The organism is Clostridium lundense DSM 17049 (assembly GCF_000619945.1).
Classification (GTDB): Bacteria; Bacillota; Clostridia; order Clostridiales; family Clostridiaceae; genus Clostridium_AO; species Clostridium_AO lundense.
On sequence record NZ_JHVC01000003.1, the window covers coordinates 86184 to 103459 of the forward strand.

A 17276-nucleotide genomic window follows, 5' to 3' on the forward strand; every position below is an offset into this window, starting at 1 on the left:
CTTTTTCTAGTCCACATCAATTGTTATTTTAGTTTTTCATACTATTATCTCTATTATAAGTATAGAAAAGACAGTTATCAACTAGAACCAACTATAATTTCTATTCTAAAAACTTAGGAACAGTTATGAACTTTTCCATAGAAGTTTTGCTAAAAGCTTAAAAGTCATTAACTGTTCCTATAAATATAAAATTATTCTGTAGTGCAATCTGATGATAAATTCAACTTTAAATTTTTGCTAAAGTATTTCTTACATGCCAGCCCTTCATAGATAATCATTAAAATCCATCCAACAGCAATAGCATAACATACACTTAAAATTCCTACATATGGTGCAAGCATATATGAAAGTACAACCCTTACAACGATTTGCATGAAAGTTGCATTAAGTGTTATACGAAGTTTGCCAACCCCTCTGAATAACCCTTGGAAAATGTTGCAGAATCCTGAAAGCACATAGAAAATAGACATTAATTTTAAGTAGGATATTCCTATTGATATAACCTCTGTTTCGGAACCTGGCACAAACAACTTCATAATTCCTTCTGCACCTAAAAAAACAATAAATGAGGTAACTACACTATATGCAGTCATTATTATATTACTCTTCTTGAATCCTTCAATTATTCTATTCCACTTTCCCGCTCCCTTATTTTGAGCAGAATAAGTAGCAACGGAAGCAGCAAAAGCGTCTGCAGGAGATAGCATAAAAGCATCAACTCTTGTAACAGAATTGTATGCAGCTATGGCATTAGTTCCAAATGGATTAACTACTCCTTGAACCAATAATCGTCCAATATACAAACAAGTTTGCTGTAATGCAGTGGCCCAACTATATTGTATAGTTTGCCTTAATAAAGGCTTGTCTATAACTAATTCCTTTGGAGTTAACCTGATTAAAGGAATCTTATTATAAACATATAATATACAAAGTGCAGATGATACTCCCTGAGCAATTACTGTTGCAATAGCAGATCCAGCCACACCAAGTCCAAAAACTACAACAAAAACAACACATAAAATAGCATTTAATATACAGGAAATAAGTAAAAAAATTAGAGGAGTTTTTGAGTCTCCTATAGCTCTAAGAACCGAGGAATAAAAGTTATATAAAAAGGAAAAGATTAGTCCCCCAAATATTATCTTTAAAAATATATCTGCATCATTTAAAATTTCCTCAGGAGTACCAGTTATTATAAGGAACCATCTAGATAGGAACATACAAAGTATAGATACTACTATAGTAAAAACTGTTCCTGCAATTAGAGCTGTGGAAATTTCCTTTTTTAAATCTTCATATTTTGCCCCTCCAAAAAGCTGAGCCATAAGTACAGATGTGCCAATACAAATACCAAATATAAAGAAAATTGCAATTGACATGATAGGGTTAGCAACCCCTACTGATGCTAAAGCATTTTTCCCAATAAATCTTCCAACTATTATAGCATCTGTTGTATTATAAAGTTGCTGAAATATATTTCCAAATACCATTGGAATAGCAAAAGTTATTAATATTTTCGACGTATTTCCTTCGGTCATGTCGCCTTTCATAATTTAATCCTCCGTCCCTTTATTCGCCTTATTTATTTTAATTTATTGAATTATATCATAGATGATAATATAATAAAAATACGAAATTATGATACATACTATATAAAATTTTATATAGTTTAGAAGGTGAAATTATGGATATAAAAGGACTTACCTTTTTCACAACTATTGTTGAGGAAGGAAATATTACAGCTGCTTCAAAAAAACTTCATATAGCACAACCTGCACTTAGCAATCATTTAAAGCTGCTAGAGGAAGAACTTGGCGCCAAGCTTATGCATCGTGGTTCAAGAAAAATGACTCTTACAGATGCAGGTAAAATACTCTATAGAAAAGCAAAACATATAACAGAACTTACTGAATCAGTTCATAAGGAAATTGCTGATTATAATAATGGCCTAGCAGGAACTCTTAAGATTGGTTTAACTCCGATATTTGATAGTACACTTTTAAATGGTAAGTTAATCAGTTTTAACAAAGAAAATCCCCATATAAAATATGAATTGTATGAAGGAAGCACCTTTGATATTCTTGAACTGTTGTTTAATGGAATAATAGAAGTAGGCATAATTAGGACTCCTATTAGTACTCAAGGATTAGATGTTTTATATTGTGATATGGAACCTATGATTGCCTTGTACTCATTAAATTATGACCTTTCAAATGATACTAATTCAATTGTCATAAAAGATTTGAGGGATAAACCTATAATAATAACTCGTAGACTTGAGAAAATTTTTACATCTGCTTGTTTAGATATAGGCTTTGAACCTGATATCTTTTGCCTAAATGATTATTTGCCAGTAAACCTTTTATGGGCTGAAGCAGGACTTGGTATAGCTATCGTTCCCTTATCTGCATTGAATCTTGTAAAAGATACAAATTTAAAATATAAAATAATCAATGAGCCTTCACTTTATACTCAAAACGCAATTATCACAGTAAAAGATAGATATCTATCTACCGTTTCTAAAAAGTTTCTAGACAATTTTAAATTATAGAGTACAAATCAATAATAAGTTTAATAAATAGTTCTTCTCTCCCCATACAGGCCACGCCGTTATTCTTCACGGTGATGGCCTTTTATTATAGATAAATTTTAGCGTTAATAAAATTCTAATCATTTCTTTACCATTTCTTTATTTTTCCTTAATACTTCCATAAGTAAATGTTAAGTAAGTATTAATATGTCTTCGATATAATCATCTTATAGATATATCAAAGGTTTGCTCTATTAAATGTATTTTAGTTCTTATATATCTACCTTACTAAATAGTAAGATAAAAATCACCTTTCTGTAAGTTTGAAACTTTATAATTATAGTAAAAATAAGAAATATTTTCACTTACAGAAGGTAATTTATTAAAATAGAAAGGATTTGATTAAAAATGAATACAAATCAACTTACAACATCATATGATGCTCAAAAGGAAAGCAAAAACGAAATGGATCAACAATGTTCATGCCGTAAAAAAAACGTGGCTGTATTATTTGGAGGATGCTCTACTGAATATGAAGTATCACTTCAATCAGCTCATGCAGTAATTACCCACATGGACAAAAATTTATATACTCCTATTTTAATTGGCATTACTAAAAAAGGTGAATGGTACTTATATGAAGGAGAAATTGACAATATCTTAAGTGATACATGGTCTTCAGAAGAAACCTGTATACCAGTTATGGTTTCTCCTAGTAAAGAATTGCATGGTATCGTGATTTTTAGAGGAAAAAAAGTAGAAACCAAATCCTTAGATGCTGCTTTCCCTGTGCTTCATGGAAAAAATGGGGAAGATGGTACGGTTCAGGGAGTTTTAGAACTAGCGGGTATTCCTGTAGTAGGTTGCAATACCTTATGTTCCGCACTGTGTATGGACAAAGATATGGCACACAGAATTGTCAATGCTGCTGGCATAAAGATACCATGTTCCTTTGTTATTAGCAAACAAATGGGGGCTACCATTGCATTAACACAAGCAGAAAATCTTCACTATCCTCTATTTGTAAAACCTGTAAAAGCTGGTTCATCTTTTGGTATAACAAAAGTCTGTAATAGAAGTGGCCTTCCAGAAGCAATTGAAGAAGCCTTCAAGCATGATGATCGAGTAATAGTTGAAGAAACTATAAACGGTTTTGAAGTAGGATGTGCCATTTTAGGTACGGATGAGCTCATTGTTGGTAATGTAGATGAAATAGAATTATCACAAGGTTTCTTTGACTATACAGAAAAATACACTTTGAAAACTTCTAGTATTCATGTTCCAGCTAGAATTCCTCAAGAAAAAGCAGAGGAAATTAAAAAAGCAGCTATTACAATTTATAAAGCATTGGGGTGCAGCGGATTTGCAAGAGTAGATATGTTCTTAACACCAGATGGTGATATTGTGTTTAATGAAGTAAATACAATACCTGGCTTTACCTCTCACAGCCGTTATCCAAATATGCTAAAAAGTATTGGACTATCTTTTGAAGACATTGTAAAACAACTTATCCAGTTGGCGGTGATCCAATGAAAACTTTAAAACTTCATAATAAGGATATATACCGTGGCAGCCTTATTCTGGTAAATAAGCAATATCCTATACGCATGAATATACCAGCACAAAACCTTGCTTCTATAAATGGTGAAAAAAATTCTATTCTTATGGAAACAAGGGTCAAAACTATACTAAAGCAATGTATGGATGCTCTTTTTTGCACAAAACAAATTGTTGCTGTCAGTGGCTTTCGCTCGCTCCATGAGCAAAAAGAAATCTATGAAAATTCTTTGATGGAAAACGGTAAGGAATTTACAGAAAAGTTTGTTGCTCTTCCTAACCACAGTGAACATCAAACTGGTCTTGCTATTGATCTTGCAGAAAACAGACCAAATATTGATTTTATAAGACCATATTTCCCATATAAAGGTATTTGCCAGAAATTCCGAGAAAAGTCTCCCCTATTTGGTTTTATTGAAAGATATCAAAAAAGCAAAGAAAAAATAACTGGCATTTCCCATGAACCTTGGCATTTTCGCTATGTTGGTTTTCCTCATTCTACAATAATGACAGAAAAAAAACTGTCACTTGAAGAATATGTAGAATTACTTAAACAGTATCCATATAAAAAGCAACCTCTAATTTATCCTCTTGAAAATTGTACAGTAGAAATATCCTATGTAAAAGCAGCAGCTTGTAATGAAACAACAATAGATATACCAAATAATACTACTTATCAGATTTCAGGCAACAATATGGACGGCTTTATTGTAACAACCTGGAGAAATAAGAGTGAATAAAAGAAACTGCTATGCGGGAATAGACCATTTTAGAATAATTGCAGCTTTGCTAATTGTTGCTATACATACTTCTCCATTATCTTCAATTAATAAAACATTAGATTTTATCATTGTTCGTATCTTTGCCCGTATAGCTGTACCATTCTTTTTAATGACAACAGGATATTTTTTACTTCCTAGATACATGGCAAAAAAAAATGGTGATTGGTCTGCAGTTCATAGATTTATCAAGAAAACCTGTACACTATATGGTATAGCCATTTTGCTATATTTACCTGTTAATTTTTATGCAGGCCATTTTACAGGTAAAAATTTCTTTAGCATTGTTATAAAAGATCTTTTATTTGACGGAACCTTTTACCACCTATGGTACTTGCCTGCTTCTATAATAGGTATCTTAATCATCTGCCTGTTATGCCGCAAATATTCTTTAAAAACTGTATTGATTATTTCAAGTATCCTATACATTATTGCCTTATTTGGTGATAGCTACTATGGTATTGTGTCACAAATTTCTTGGATACAATCCATATATGATTTTCTTTTTACTTTTAGCTCCTATACAAGAAATGGTATTTTTTATGCTCCAATATTTCTTTTTATGGGCTATATAATTGCAAAAAGTGGTTGTTGTCAAAAGAAATTTGCCACTATAAGCTTTTTAATTACTATATTTCTAATGACCATAGAGGGGCTCGTACTACATAATATGGGGCTCCAAAGACATGACAGCATGTATATTTTCCTACTTCCATGTATGTTTTTTCTATTCCAAATACTTCTTAACCAAAATGGAAGGTCATTACCAGTATTACGCACAATTTCTGCATGCATATACATAATTCATCCATTGTTTATCATTGTTGTGCGTGGAATAGCAAAAGTAACTGGATTAAGTTTTTTACTAATTCACAACAGCGTTATTCACTACATTGTTGTATGTATATTTTCTATTATTTTTTCTATAATGGGGGCATTTATAATGACACTTAATAAAAAATCTAATTTCTATAAAGGTAGAGCATGGATGGAACTTGACTTAAATGCTTTACGCCACAATGTTGAAGCTTTAAAAAAATTACTACCAACAGGCTGTGAACTTATGCCAGCAGTTAAAGCTGATGCATATGGACATGGATCCATAAAAATATCACAAGAATTAAATAAACTTGGAATTAAAGCCTTTTGTGTAGCTTCTGTAACTGAAGGTGTCACATTACGCCAAAATAATGTAAAAGGTGAAATTCTAATTTTAGGCTATACACATCCATCTCAATTTTACTTATTAAAAGAATATGAATTATCGCAAACAGTTGTAGATTATAAGTATGCTAAACTTCTCAATGAGTATGGGAAAATCATAAAGGTACACATCAAAATTGATACGGGTATGCACCGTTTGGGCGAACGTCCTGAAAATATATCCCACATTACAAAGATGTTTGAATGTGACAATTTAAGTATCCAGGGTATTTTTTCTCATTTATGTGTATCTGATAGTTTGGATAAATCTGATGTAGATTTTACGTATCATCAAATTCAATGCTTTTATGAAACCATTGAACAATTAGAAGCACTTGGTTACTCATGTCCAAAAAAACATATTCAAAGCAGCTATGGTTTACTAAATTATCCTGAATTGAGTTGTGATTACGCAAGAGTTGGAATAATATTGTATGGTGTATTAAGTACCGCAGAAGACCGTACAAAGTCTGCAATTGATTTACAACCAATTCTTTCAATCAAAGCAAGAGTTTCCATCGTCAAAGAACTTTTACAAGGGGAGGCTGTAGGATACGGCTTAGAATTTACAGCTCCTAAAGATATGAAAATCGCTATTGTATCTATTGGCTATGGAGATGGCATTCCACGCAGTTTATCTAATGGAAATGGTAACGTGCTTATTAATGGAGAAATGGCACCTATAATTGGACGTATGTGTATGGATCAAACCATAATTAATGTTTCAAATATACCCTCTGTTAAACAAAATGACATTGCAGTTATTCTTGGAAAATCTGGTGACGCAGAAATAACCGCCTATGACATTGCTAGTCATGCAAACACAATCACCAATGAAATACTAAGTAGATTAGGCAACCGATTATGTAAGGTATATTGCTATAAATAAATATCTATTTTCTATATAAAATACAGAGAGGACTTTTGCTAATGAAAAATTCTCTCTGTTTATTAATCATTCCATATTCTTTTACTGCCATAAATGACCGGTAATTTGTAAACTTACTCAATTTGAAATTTTTCATAACGACGTAATAAAAAGATTATCCTTTACTTTTCACTATATCTATGCTTCCTTATCTATTAAATACTTCTCCTTTAAATGCTTGTCCTTATCCTGATTATTTCCTTTTGCCATAGATAAAATTATAACTGTAGATATAATACATGCTGTTCCTATCCATTGTGCTATTCCAAGGGGAACTTGTAACCATACAACAGATAGTAATGCTGCCGATAAAGGTTCCATGGAAGATAGTACACTTGCTTCTGTTGGTTTTATATATTTTAAGCTTTGGAGATAGCAACAAAAAGCAACTAAAGTTCCAAATATAACTACAAATATAACAGCAACCATAGAACCAACACACCATTCACCTGTAAAATTCCAAGGTTGATGGACAAAACTAAAAGCTATTCCACCAATAAGCATGCCCCATCCGGCTATCAGTATTGATCCCCATCTGGCAAGTAGATGACGCGGATACAATGTATAGAAAGCTGCTGCAAAAGCAGAAATAATTCCCCAAAACAATGTTTCCTTAGAAATACATATACTGTTAATATTACCTTTTGTAATAATAAGGAATGTACCTAATATAGCTAAAACAATTGCAGTTAGCTCCTTCATATTTGGTAATTTCTTAGCCAAAATAGTTAAATAGCAAGTAATTATCACTGGTGATAAATATTGAAGTATGGTTGCTGTTGCTGCATTTCCATATTTAATAGCTGCAAAATATGCATACTGCACCCCTATCATTCCTACAACACCATAAAGCATAAGGCTAAATGCGTCATGTTTAGTTCGCCATATTTTCCATACATTCTTATCACCTTTCATTAAAGAATATACTAATAATATTATTCCTGACACTAATAACCGAATCACAACAAGCCACTCTGTGCTAAATCCTTTTTCCTGAAATAAATATTGAGCAACAGTACCTGATACTCCCCATAACATTGCTCCTATAATTACAAGTATTATTCCCTTTGTCCTAAGTTCAAAATTCACCAAAATTTCACTCACTTTCCTTATAATCTAAATAATCCAATGTAGATTTTACTATGTAATGAGCATACTTTCAACCCATATTATATATAAATAAAATGGGTTGAATTGTTTAAAAATCGCGTAAATGGATTAATTTCCACCACACTTTCAGTATAACACTTGTCTAAAAATCTGCAAATTATTAATTCCATCCAACATATATATCTAAAACATTACTTAAATACCCTAAAATATTATGTTATTCTTCATAAAAGTGATTTTTTCAACTAGAACTCCCTCTGAACGTATGGTATAATTTACTAAATGACATTGGTTTTAAAACCATATAATTTAAGGAGGAGTAAACTTATGCTATTTAAATCAAAAAAAACACCTTGTTATGAGGCTGAACAAATTATAGATTATGTTAATAACCGTATAAATGGTCAATTAACAAAAAAACCTGATATTAAATATGGTATTCATATTAAAATAGCTGATTGTTTTGAAAAACTTTTTGCTAGTGAAGAAAATTTAGCCCAGTCTGCAAAAAAAATTATTCAAATAGGTGCGGATATAAGTAACTTTGATTCTGAAATGGGTCATATATCAAGCTCACTAACTGATTTTGCTAAAGACATGGCTGAAGTTAGTCAATCTAACTTGGCTATTGTTGAAGAAACTACTGCTAGTATGAATGGAGTTAATGAAACTATTAATGTTGCAACAAATACTCTTAACACCATTTCAAATTCATCCTCAGACCTTATGAAAAGTAACGTTGAAGGACTAAATCAAGTAGAAGAACTTGGTGTAATTAAAGAAAACGTTGTAAACAATGCAAATGTAATGAGCAGCAATATAGATTATTTAGTGGAAATGGCTAATAAAGTTAATGATATTGTAAGCATTGTAGATTCAATAGCGGAAAAAACAAATCTATTAGCTCTTAATGCTTCTATAGAAGCTGCTAGAGCAGGGGAACATGGTAAAGGCTTTGCAGTAGTTGCCGATGAAATCAGAAAACTTGCAGATGACACTAAAGTAAACCTTGATGGTATGAAATCTATAATGTCAAATATACATAAAGCTGCTGGCGACGGTAAGACTAGTATGGATAAAACAATTTCAGAAACAAATAGAATGAGTGAGAAAATTGATACTGTTAAAGTTACTATAGAAAAAAATGTTAACCTACTAGGTCATACTGTTGAGGATATAAAAGTACTAAATAACTCTCTAAGCGGCATTAATGTTTCAGTAAATGAAATTAATAAAGCAATGGAAATATCAACTGTAGATGCTGAAAAACTAAATAGCATGACGGAAGACATATACAAAAGTTCCGTTGAAAGTTCAGAAGAAGCAAGAAAAATTTCTAGAATTGATGCTGAGTTATCTCAAATAGTTAAAGGCATGTTATCTCATTTAAAAAACAGCTCACACTCATTAAGTAACAAAGAGGTCCTTGCTTATCTAGAAAAAGCAATAACATCCCATAAAGACTGGCTAGCTAACTTAAAAAAATCTGTAGATGATATGGAAGCACACCCTATTCAATTAGATGGAACTAAATGTGCCTTTGGACATTTCTATTATTCAATCAGTGTAGATAATCCAAAGATTACTGAAAGTTGGAAAAAGCTTGGAGAAATACATTTAGATTTTCATAAACTTGGTAAGAGAACAATGGATTCTATTAAAGACAATAATTTGGAAACTGCTAATAATTTTTATAATCAAGCTGAGGAATTATCTTCTAGTATATTCAAATTATTAAATGAAATTATGGAAGATATTAAGGGCCTTGACTCAAAAGGTGAAAAAATATTCAACTCATCAAATACTAGTTGCGAAAGCTGCACTGATTATTGTAGCTGCTAACATATAAATTTATAAATACTTTTATACATATAAGGGATAGTTATTAACTTTTGTAACTATCCCAAATTATTTTGTAAACTGAAGCCAAGAATATTATTGTACCTTTTTTCAATTTTTTTAATATAATAATGTAATAATAATACTTTAAGGTGTTTATATGTTTTTTAGAATACCACAAGAATTAACTAACCCTTCAGATAAAATGTATATTCTCCAAACTAAGGTTGCTGACGTAAACGGCGATGGACTTGATGAAACTTTAACACTTACAGGTAAAAAACCTTATGGCGAAAATGGTTTTATCGATGATTTAACTCTTACTGTGGAAAACAAAAAAACAGGAACTAATATAATAGTTAAACCAAAGGAAAATTCCGGATTTGATCCAAATTTATTTATTGGAAGATTCACTGATGATAAAACTCCTCAAGTATTCTTATCTATAGCTTCTGGTGGTAGTGCCAACTATTATTTCAATTATATTTATTCCTTTAAAAACAATATAGAAAAACTTATTTTTGATTTTGATAAATTTAATGATGAAAATGACTATAGTGCAGTATATGAGGATTATTATAAGGTACGGGTTAAATCCACCGGCAAAAAGCTAGAAGGTATAATAGATCTTACAGCTATACGAGATAAAGAATATCTATCTAAAATTTATGATTCAAATGGCAAACTAAAAGAGCCAGAAACTGGAGGAGTGCTTTCTCTTTCATATTTATCCCCTTTGAGTTTAAATGGTTCTGAAATTTTTACCCTTCTTGCAGATCAAAGAATCATAGGAATTTACAATTCCGATACTTTAGGCTATGTAGAATCTATTTTACAATGGAATAAGGATAAATTTTCACCTATTGCAACACGTCTTGTTGTAAAAATGTAAAGGGGATGGTTATTCACTAAAAGAACATCTCCCATTTTCCCACAACCTTAAAGGACATTTATTGAATTTGCTCTAAAATCCTTATCTAAAACTTATTGATTATTAATACTTTATATGTTAACATTTAAAGTAAGTAAATTACTCATAAAAACCGTTAAAAGGGAGTAGCTGCTCATATTTATATATATGAGTGATAAAGTCAACATACTGGCCTTTGTGCCTGGCTTTATCGTGACTTATTTTGTCAAGTGAGACTTTTAGCACAATGATTTTTTCATTGTGTTGAAGGTCTTTTTTAGTGTAAAAAACACTAAAAAAGATTTTCAACATAATGAGTTGTCGTTGTGTTAAAAGTCTTTATTTTTTTAAAATAATTTTAGGAGGTAGAAAAATGACAGCATTTATTAAAGCCTTATTCCTTGTAGTTGTAGCAGAAATGGGTGATAAGACGCAATTACTTGCTATGGCTATGGCTAGTAAATATAAGGCTAAACAGGTACTAATAGGAGTTTTTATTGCAACAGTTTTAAATCATGCTCTTGCAGTGGCAGTAGGCAGTTATTTAGGTAACTTCATACCAATGGATACTGTTAAAATTGTAGCGGCTATATCTTTCTTAATTTTTGGTCTGTGGACTTTAAGAGGAGATAAAATTGATGAAGATGATGAAAAAAAGAGTTCCTTCGGCCCAATTGTCACAGTAGCTATAGCCTTCTTTATAGCAGAAATGGGTGACAAGACTCAACTTATGACTATAACAATTTCTGCTGAAAGTAATCAGCCACTTAATATTCTTATGGGAACCACTGCTGGTATGATGATTGCAGATGGTATAGGTATTATAGGGGGAGCATGGATGTGTAAACACATCCCTGAAAAATATATAAAATGGATGGCAGGAATAGTATTTATATTCTTTGGAACTCTAACCCTTTATAATTCTATGCCTTCTTCATTTATTACCCTAACATATATTATCCCTTATTTCTTAATACTTGGATTACTAATATACTTAATTGGTGTTAAATTTGCTTACCATGACCAAGTTTCTAACATAGTACAAACTAAAGATGATACTGAAAATAATGATGATCCTTTATCAATGAATTAATACTTAAAAATTTAAGGGGACGGTTATCAATCTTCCCCTTAAACTTTTGTGTAAAAACTTAAAATTTGATAACCGTCCCTTACTTTATATATTATATTTCTTTTTAACTTCATTCCCCTGACTATCGATTATAGTTAAATTTAATTTCTTAACAGGGCAATTTTCTAAAGCATCAACCCCTATTTCATAATTATTATCTTTCTTTTGAATAGAAATTTTAAATTGGAAATCCTGATTATCATATTTCTTTGTAATTCCGTCATCATCATAATAGTTATAGCATGCTTTATTATCTACAAAGGCTATTAAATCTAGCTCTTCATTATTCAAGTTATCCACACAATTGCTGTGTTTTCCTAGTACTAAAATTTTATTTTTCCTTATAAAAATAGGAGTAGCCTCTAATTCAACATCTATATAGTGATGCCCCTTAGATAAAACTTTAAAACTTCTGTCTTTATAAGATACCATATTCCAAAGGAGCATTTCCTCTGGTAAATAAACATATCTTCCTGATGCATTTTGTTTATAAACTGGAGCAATCATTAAAGAATCTCCCACCAAAAGCTGATCCTCTACTAAAGTTTCATCCTCATATTCAAAAGTAATAGGCTTAAAATAACATTCATCATTCTTGCAAGCCTTCATATATTCGCTATATATATATGGTATAAATGCATATCTATTTTCTATAATGATTCTTAAAATATCTATGGTATTTTGACTAAAATTATAAGGTTCTTGATTTCTAGTTCCCTTTGTAGAATGATTTCTGTAAAGAGGAGTGAATATACTAAATTCATTCCATCTAATTGCTAAATCCTCTGTACAATCACATCCAAAACCTACTGTATCCGCTCCCGAATAAAGGAACCCACAAAGATTTAAGTTTGGCATCATCTTTATATTCATTTCCAAATGACTCCACCAAGACTTGTTATCTCCTGTCCATATTCCTCCATATCTATGTGCCCCTATAGTAGATGCTCTAGAAAATATTAAAAATCTTTTATTAGAATCAATTTCCTCAAAAGCTTCTGCGGCGGACTTGGTCATATTATAACCGTATAGATTGTGTACTTTATCATGTCTTATAAGTTTTCCATCCATCTTATGATAAAAGCTTTCATAATCCTCTAGCCTATTGCCAATTTCTAAAAAACTATCCTTTAAATCAAAGAAGCTATATACATCTAAATTTTTATCTTTTGATTCATAGGCCTTATCTAAAGCCTTCTTTAAAGATTTCTCAGTATAAAAAATAGCAGGCTCATTCATATCATTCCAAAAACCCTCTATTCCTTTGTCGGTTAAATATTTATATTTTCTGCCAAACCAAACTCTTGCCTCTTTATTTAAAAAATCCGGGAAGTGTACTTTACCAGGCCATACCGCTGCTATAAAAGGTTCATTATTTTCATTTACACAAAAATATCCCTTTTCTACCCCTTCCTCATAAACCTCATATCCCTTTTCTATCTTTACTCCTGCATCAATTATAGGGATTAATCTTACCCCCTGGGACTTTAAATCCTTTACAAAGTTTTCAAAGTCATCATATGTTTCTTTATTTATAGTGAAATCTTTAAATCTTTCCATATAATCAATGTCCAAACAAACCCAATCTATTGGTATATCATTGTCTTTAAAACCTTTTACTACATTTAAAATATCTTCTTTACTCTTATATCCCCATCTACTTTGCTGATAACCAAAGGCCCATTTAGGTGCAATATAACTTTTCCCTATAAGTTTTCTAAAGTTTTTAGCTATTTCTTTTAAACTGTTTCCATCAATAATATAAACATTAAAATCATTTTCTGGTATCGTTATGCTCATTGAATCTTTCTTTGTATATCCTAAATCAAAAATTACTTTTCCCGGGCAATCAATAAATACTCCAAAAGTTTCTCTTCCCTGTATGATTAAAAAATTATGAGCTGCATAAAGTGATTTTCTATCTTCACTATGATCAAATTCATCGCTACAAAAGCTTTCGTATATCCATCCTCTTTTATTTATACCTCTAACATTTTCACCTAATCCATATATAATATCACTTTTTTCAAGTTCATAGGTAAGTTCATTTTCATCCCGTATTTGTAAATAAGGCATTTCACCTTTATTACTTTTCTCTATATTTAACACTACAGCTTCAGTATTGATAACGGTCCCGAAACAAAACTTCTTTATTCTCATAAGTCCCTTTCCCCTCCTACTTAACTGATCCTTGTACAATACCTTTTATTATGTGCTTTTGCATAACCAAATAGAATATCACAATAGGTATCATAGCTATAACTAAACCTGCTAAAGCTAAATTCCATCTCTTTGAATATTCTCCAAAGAAATAAAACATTTTTAAAGGTATTGTTTGCCACTCAGGCCTATTAATTACTAACTGCGGTAATAAAAAGTCATTCCAAATCCACATGGAATTTAATATAGCTACAGTTACTGTTATAGGCTTTAACAGTGGAAATACTATAATCCAAAAGATTTGAAATTTATTACACCCATCTATTGCTGCTGCTTCTTCAATTTCTATTGGTATACTCTTCATAAATCCGTGATATAAAATTACAGATAATGATGTACCAAAGCCTAAATACATAAACACTAATCCTACAGGATTTAAAAGATTAGCCTTCCCAGCTATTCTAACCAATGGCAGCATAACAGATTGAAATGGTATAAGCATAGAAGCCGAAAACATTAAAAATATAAATGTACTTACTTTACTTTTGGTTCTTACAAGCATCCAAGCTGCCATAGACGTAAATATTATTATAATTACTACAGAAAATACTGTTATTAAAAGAGAATTGGTAAATGATTTTATAAAATCTAGCTGCTTAAAAGCATTTACATAATTTTCAAGAGTAAAACTTTCCCCTGGCAGCCCTATTACATCTGTAAATAGTCCTTTTTGAGTTTTAAAAGAATTTACAAGCACTAAGTAAAAAGGAGAAATGAATATTATGCCTAATATTATGGATACTATGGCTGTCCAAACTTTATTTTTATTTTTCATTACATTTCAACCTCCTTTTTCTTACTGTAATACATTTGAGTTAACGTAATAGTTGCTACTATAATTAAAAATATTACAGCCTTAGCTTGAGCTACTCCAAATTTATTATACTTAAACGCAGCATTATATATATTCATAGCTAACATCTCTGTAGAATTATATGGTCCTCCTGCTGTAAGTGAAAGATTTTGGTCATATAGTTTAAATGAATTAGACAAAGTCAAAAATATTCCTACTGTAAATGCTGGAGATACTAAAGGAATTATTATATTTCTTAATATTTGTCCACTACTTGCCCCATCTATCTTAGCCGCTTCTATTACATCATCTGGTATGTTTTGTAATGCAGATATATATATTACCATCATATATCCTGACATTTGCCATGACATAAGGATTACAAGTCCCCAAAAACCTGTATTAGGATCTGCTAACCATCCTCTTAAAAAGTCTATTTTCAAAGTAGCACCTAAAAAATCAAAACCTTTAGTAAATATAAATTGCCATATAAATCCTAATATTAATCCTCCAATAAGATTCGGTAAAAAGAAGGTTCCTCTTAAAAAGTTTGAAATTTTTAATCCTCTAGTTACTAATAAGGCTAGTAAAAATCCAATAACATTTATTGTTATAACTGATACGATGGCAAATTTGACAGTAAATAAAAAAGATGTAAAGAAAACTTTATCGTTTTTTATAATATCTACATAGTTAGAAATCCCCAACCATTGCGCTTCGTTTCCTATTCCATTCCATGAAGTAAAAGAATATATTATTCCCATTATAACAGGTATTAAAACTACAACTGTAAAAGCAAATAGTACAGGTGCTACAAATATAACAAACCATTTTTTCGAATCCTTATTCATTTTTACACCTCCTTAAAACAAAAGGTGAAGGCTCCCAACCTCCACCTTTGAGCACTTACTTTTTTCTGCTCTTTTCCCACTGTGCCTTTGAATCTTTTACTAAGTCTTCCCAAGTCATTTTACCTGATAAGTATTTTTGAATATTTACACCTACTGTATTTTCACCCCAAGCTGTTGGATAACCCATAAATACCCAAGGTGTTGTTTTTCCTGCTTCTACATATCTTTGTATTGCTTTTCCTAATGAATCTTGAGGTTGGTAATTTTCATATCCTTTTAATGCAGGTATAAAGAAAAATTTATTAACTACAAAATCCTTTCCTTTATCTGAAGTATATAGCCAATTTAAGAAGTCTTTTGCTGCTGCTTTTGCTTTATCATTTTGATTCTTATTTATAGCCCAATGCATTGGTATTCCAACTGGTATACAATCTTCTTTACCACCCTTAATTGACATTGGTAATATATCTAAATTATCTGCAACTTTTTCCTCTATGGCTTTAACTCCTCCATAAATCCAGTTACCCTGCTGAATAATAGCAACTTTTTCAATACTTATTCCCTGATCTACTTGTGTTGAATAATCAATAGCATTTAATTTTTCTTTTGACTTTCCGTTAGGTGAGTAGTTAGCTTGAAGGTCTACAAGTTTTTGATATCCATCAGCATATTTAAATTGTAAAGTTTTTGATTTATATGCCTCTACGGAATTTTTAAACTCTTGTCCTATTGCAGCATTAGCAGTATGCAGTCCTGTAACCCATTTTTCCTTTGCTGGGAATTGAAATACAGCTTCTAATTTAGGGAAGGCTTTCTTTAATTCTCCTGATTTAATTTTTGCATCTAATTTTTTAACGGCCTCTTCTAATTTTGCATAACTATTTATCTTTGAACCATCTATGCCAGCAGCTTTAAAAATCTCTTTATTATATATTAGTCCATATCCTTCTACACTGTATGGCATACCATATACTTTTCCATCCATTGTAACTCCATCAAGCATACCTGGAAATGCCTTTTCTACCCAAGGTTCTTTTGTTAAATCTTCTAACTTAGCTTTCCAATCCTCTACATCCTGTGGTCCACCAACATTAAATACAGTTGGTTCTTTTCCTGATTGAAACTTAGCCTTTAAAGCTGCACCATAATCTTCTCCTCCACCAACAGTTTCTATGTTTATTTTTACATCTGGTTTTTCCTTCATATATTCTGCAGCAGCATTTTCAAATTCTTTTGCTACTTCAACCTTAAATTGAAATATGTTCACTTCTGTTTTGTCAGCCTTTCCACTACTTGCAACGTCACTAGACTTTCCACAACCTGTCATAGTAAATGTTAACATACTTGTTAGTGCTAATGTTAACGCTAAAATTTTTCTCCTTTTCATGAAATCACACCTTTCAATTTATTTAAATTTTACATAT

General features: G+C 31.1%; 13 protein-coding genes and 1 riboswitch. Of the genes, 7 read left to right on the top strand and 6 right to left on the bottom strand.

The window, feature by feature from the left end; all coding sequences use genetic code 11:
* Positions 1–191: 191 nt before the first annotated feature.
* Positions 192–1550, bottom strand: coding sequence for an MATE family efflux transporter (locus T514_RS0106400; RefSeq protein ID WP_027624021.1), 1359 nt, complete (start codon positions 1548–1550; stop codon positions 192–194).
* Between the two features lie 134 nt (positions 1551–1684).
* Here T514_RS0106400 and T514_RS0106405 point away from each other — a divergent pair, with 134 nt between their 5' ends.
* From T514_RS0106405 to vanT, 4 genes are all read left to right on the top strand, one after another.
* Positions 1685–2551: a LysR family transcriptional regulator gene (locus T514_RS0106405; protein ID WP_027624022.1), complete on the top strand. Its 867-nt coding sequence runs from the start codon at positions 1685–1687 to the stop codon at positions 2549–2551.
* Between the two features lie 444 nt (positions 2552–2995).
* A complete protein-coding gene (vanG, locus tag T514_RS0106410) occupies positions 2996–4063 on the top strand; it encodes a D-alanine--D-serine ligase VanG (protein WP_027624023.1) in 1068 nt (355 codons plus the stop codon).
* The gene (locus tag T514_RS0106415; protein WP_027624024.1) at positions 4060–4827 is read left to right on the top strand and encodes a M15 family metallopeptidase; all 768 of its coding nucleotides are present in this window, start codon (positions 4060–4062) and stop codon (positions 4825–4827) included. The genes vanG and T514_RS0106415 overlap by 4 nt, the downstream gene beginning before the upstream one ends.
* On the top strand, positions 4820–6958 hold the full coding sequence (vanT, locus tag T514_RS0106420; RefSeq protein ID WP_027624025.1) for a serine racemase VanT catalytic subunit: 2139 nt from the start codon (positions 4820–4822) through the stop codon (positions 6956–6958). Before T514_RS0106415 ends, vanT begins: the two co-directional genes overlap by 8 nt.
* A gap of 177 nt (positions 6959–7135) precedes the next feature.
* Here the strand turns inward: vanT and T514_RS0106425 are convergent, their stop codons facing one another.
* Positions 7136–8086 carry a DMT family transporter gene (locus T514_RS0106425; RefSeq protein ID WP_027624026.1) on the bottom strand — a complete coding sequence of 317 codons (951 nt, stop codon included), beginning with the start codon at positions 8084–8086 and terminating at the stop codon, positions 7136–7138.
* Between the two features lie 348 nt (positions 8087–8434).
* Here T514_RS0106425 and T514_RS0106430 point away from each other — a divergent pair, with 348 nt between their 5' ends.
* The 3 genes from T514_RS0106430 to T514_RS0106440 all read left to right on the top strand — a co-directional run bounded on the left by T514_RS0106430 (position 8435) and on the right by T514_RS0106440 (position 11949).
* On the top strand, positions 8435–9949 hold the full coding sequence (locus T514_RS0106430) for a methyl-accepting chemotaxis protein (RefSeq protein WP_027624027.1): 1515 nt from the start codon (positions 8435–8437) through the stop codon (positions 9947–9949).
* Between the two features lie 157 nt (positions 9950–10106).
* Positions 10107–10838 (top strand): hypothetical protein, encoded by a 732-nt coding sequence (locus T514_RS0106435; protein WP_027624028.1) that lies wholly within the window; start codon positions 10107–10109, stop codon positions 10836–10838.
* Between the two features lie 147 nt (positions 10839–10985).
* A riboswitch (yybP-ykoY riboswitch) is annotated at positions 10986–11132 on the top strand.
* 97 nt (positions 11133–11229) lie between these two features.
* Entirely contained in the window at positions 11230–11949 is a 720-nt protein-coding gene (locus tag T514_RS0106440) for a TMEM165/GDT1 family protein (RefSeq protein WP_027624029.1), read from the top strand.
* An 84-nt stretch (positions 11950–12033) separates the two neighbouring features.
* Here T514_RS0106440 and T514_RS0106445 read toward each other — a convergent pair whose 3' ends face one another.
* From T514_RS0106445 to T514_RS0106460, 4 genes are read right to left on the bottom strand one after another with little or no spacing between them, the layout of a single operon-like run.
* A complete protein-coding gene (locus T514_RS0106445; protein ID WP_027624030.1) occupies positions 12034–14148 on the bottom strand; it encodes a TIM-barrel domain-containing protein in 2115 nt (704 codons plus the stop codon).
* Between the two features lie 16 nt (positions 14149–14164).
* On the bottom strand, positions 14165–14983 hold the full coding sequence (locus T514_RS0106450) for a carbohydrate ABC transporter permease (protein ID WP_027624031.1): 819 nt from the start codon (positions 14981–14983) through the stop codon (positions 14165–14167).
* Positions 14983–15852 carry a carbohydrate ABC transporter permease gene (locus T514_RS0106455; RefSeq protein WP_027624032.1) on the bottom strand — a complete coding sequence of 290 codons (870 nt, stop codon included), beginning with the start codon at positions 15850–15852 and terminating at the stop codon, positions 14983–14985. The genes T514_RS0106450 and T514_RS0106455 overlap by 1 nt, the downstream gene beginning before the upstream one ends.
* Before the next feature lie 55 nt (positions 15853–15907).
* Positions 15908–17239, bottom strand: coding sequence for an ABC transporter substrate-binding protein (locus T514_RS0106460; protein WP_027624033.1), 1332 nt, complete (start codon positions 17237–17239; stop codon positions 15908–15910).
* Positions 17240–17276 lie beyond the last annotated feature (37 nt).

Bases quoted from the DNA above. Each gene is read 5' to 3' on its own strand.
- T514_RS0106405 (WP_027624022.1), top strand. From the start codon at position 1,685: ATGGATATAAAAGGACTTACCTTTTTCACAACTATTGTTGAGGAAGGA.
- T514_RS0106435 (WP_027624028.1), top strand. From the start codon at position 10,107: ATGTTTTTTAGAATACCACAAGAATTAACTAACCCTTCAGATAAAATG.
- T514_RS0106400 (WP_027624021.1), bottom strand. From the start codon at position 1,550: ATGAAAGGCGACATGACCGAAGGAAATACGTCGAAAATATTAATAACT.
- T514_RS0106460 (WP_027624033.1), bottom strand. From the start codon at position 17,239: ATGAAAAGGAGAAAAATTTTAGCGTTAACATTAGCACTAACAAGTATG.
- T514_RS0106440 (WP_027624029.1), top strand. From the start codon at position 11,230: ATGACAGCATTTATTAAAGCCTTATTCCTTGTAGTTGTAGCAGAAATG.
- T514_RS0106455 (WP_027624032.1), bottom strand. From the start codon at position 15,852: ATGAATAAGGATTCGAAAAAATGGTTTGTTATATTTGTAGCACCTGTA.
- T514_RS0106415 (WP_027624024.1), top strand. From the start codon at position 4,060: ATGAAAACTTTAAAACTTCATAATAAGGATATATACCGTGGCAGCCTT.
- T514_RS0106445 (WP_027624030.1), bottom strand. From the start codon at position 14,148: ATGAGAATAAAGAAGTTTTGTTTCGGGACCGTTATCAATACTGAAGCT.
- vanG (WP_027624023.1), top strand. From the start codon at position 2,996: ATGGATCAACAATGTTCATGCCGTAAAAAAAACGTGGCTGTATTATTT.
- T514_RS0106450 (WP_027624031.1), bottom strand. From the start codon at position 14,983: ATGAAAAATAAAAATAAAGTTTGGACAGCCATAGTATCCATAATATTA.
- T514_RS0106430 (WP_027624027.1), top strand. From the start codon at position 8,435: ATGCTATTTAAATCAAAAAAAACACCTTGTTATGAGGCTGAACAAATT.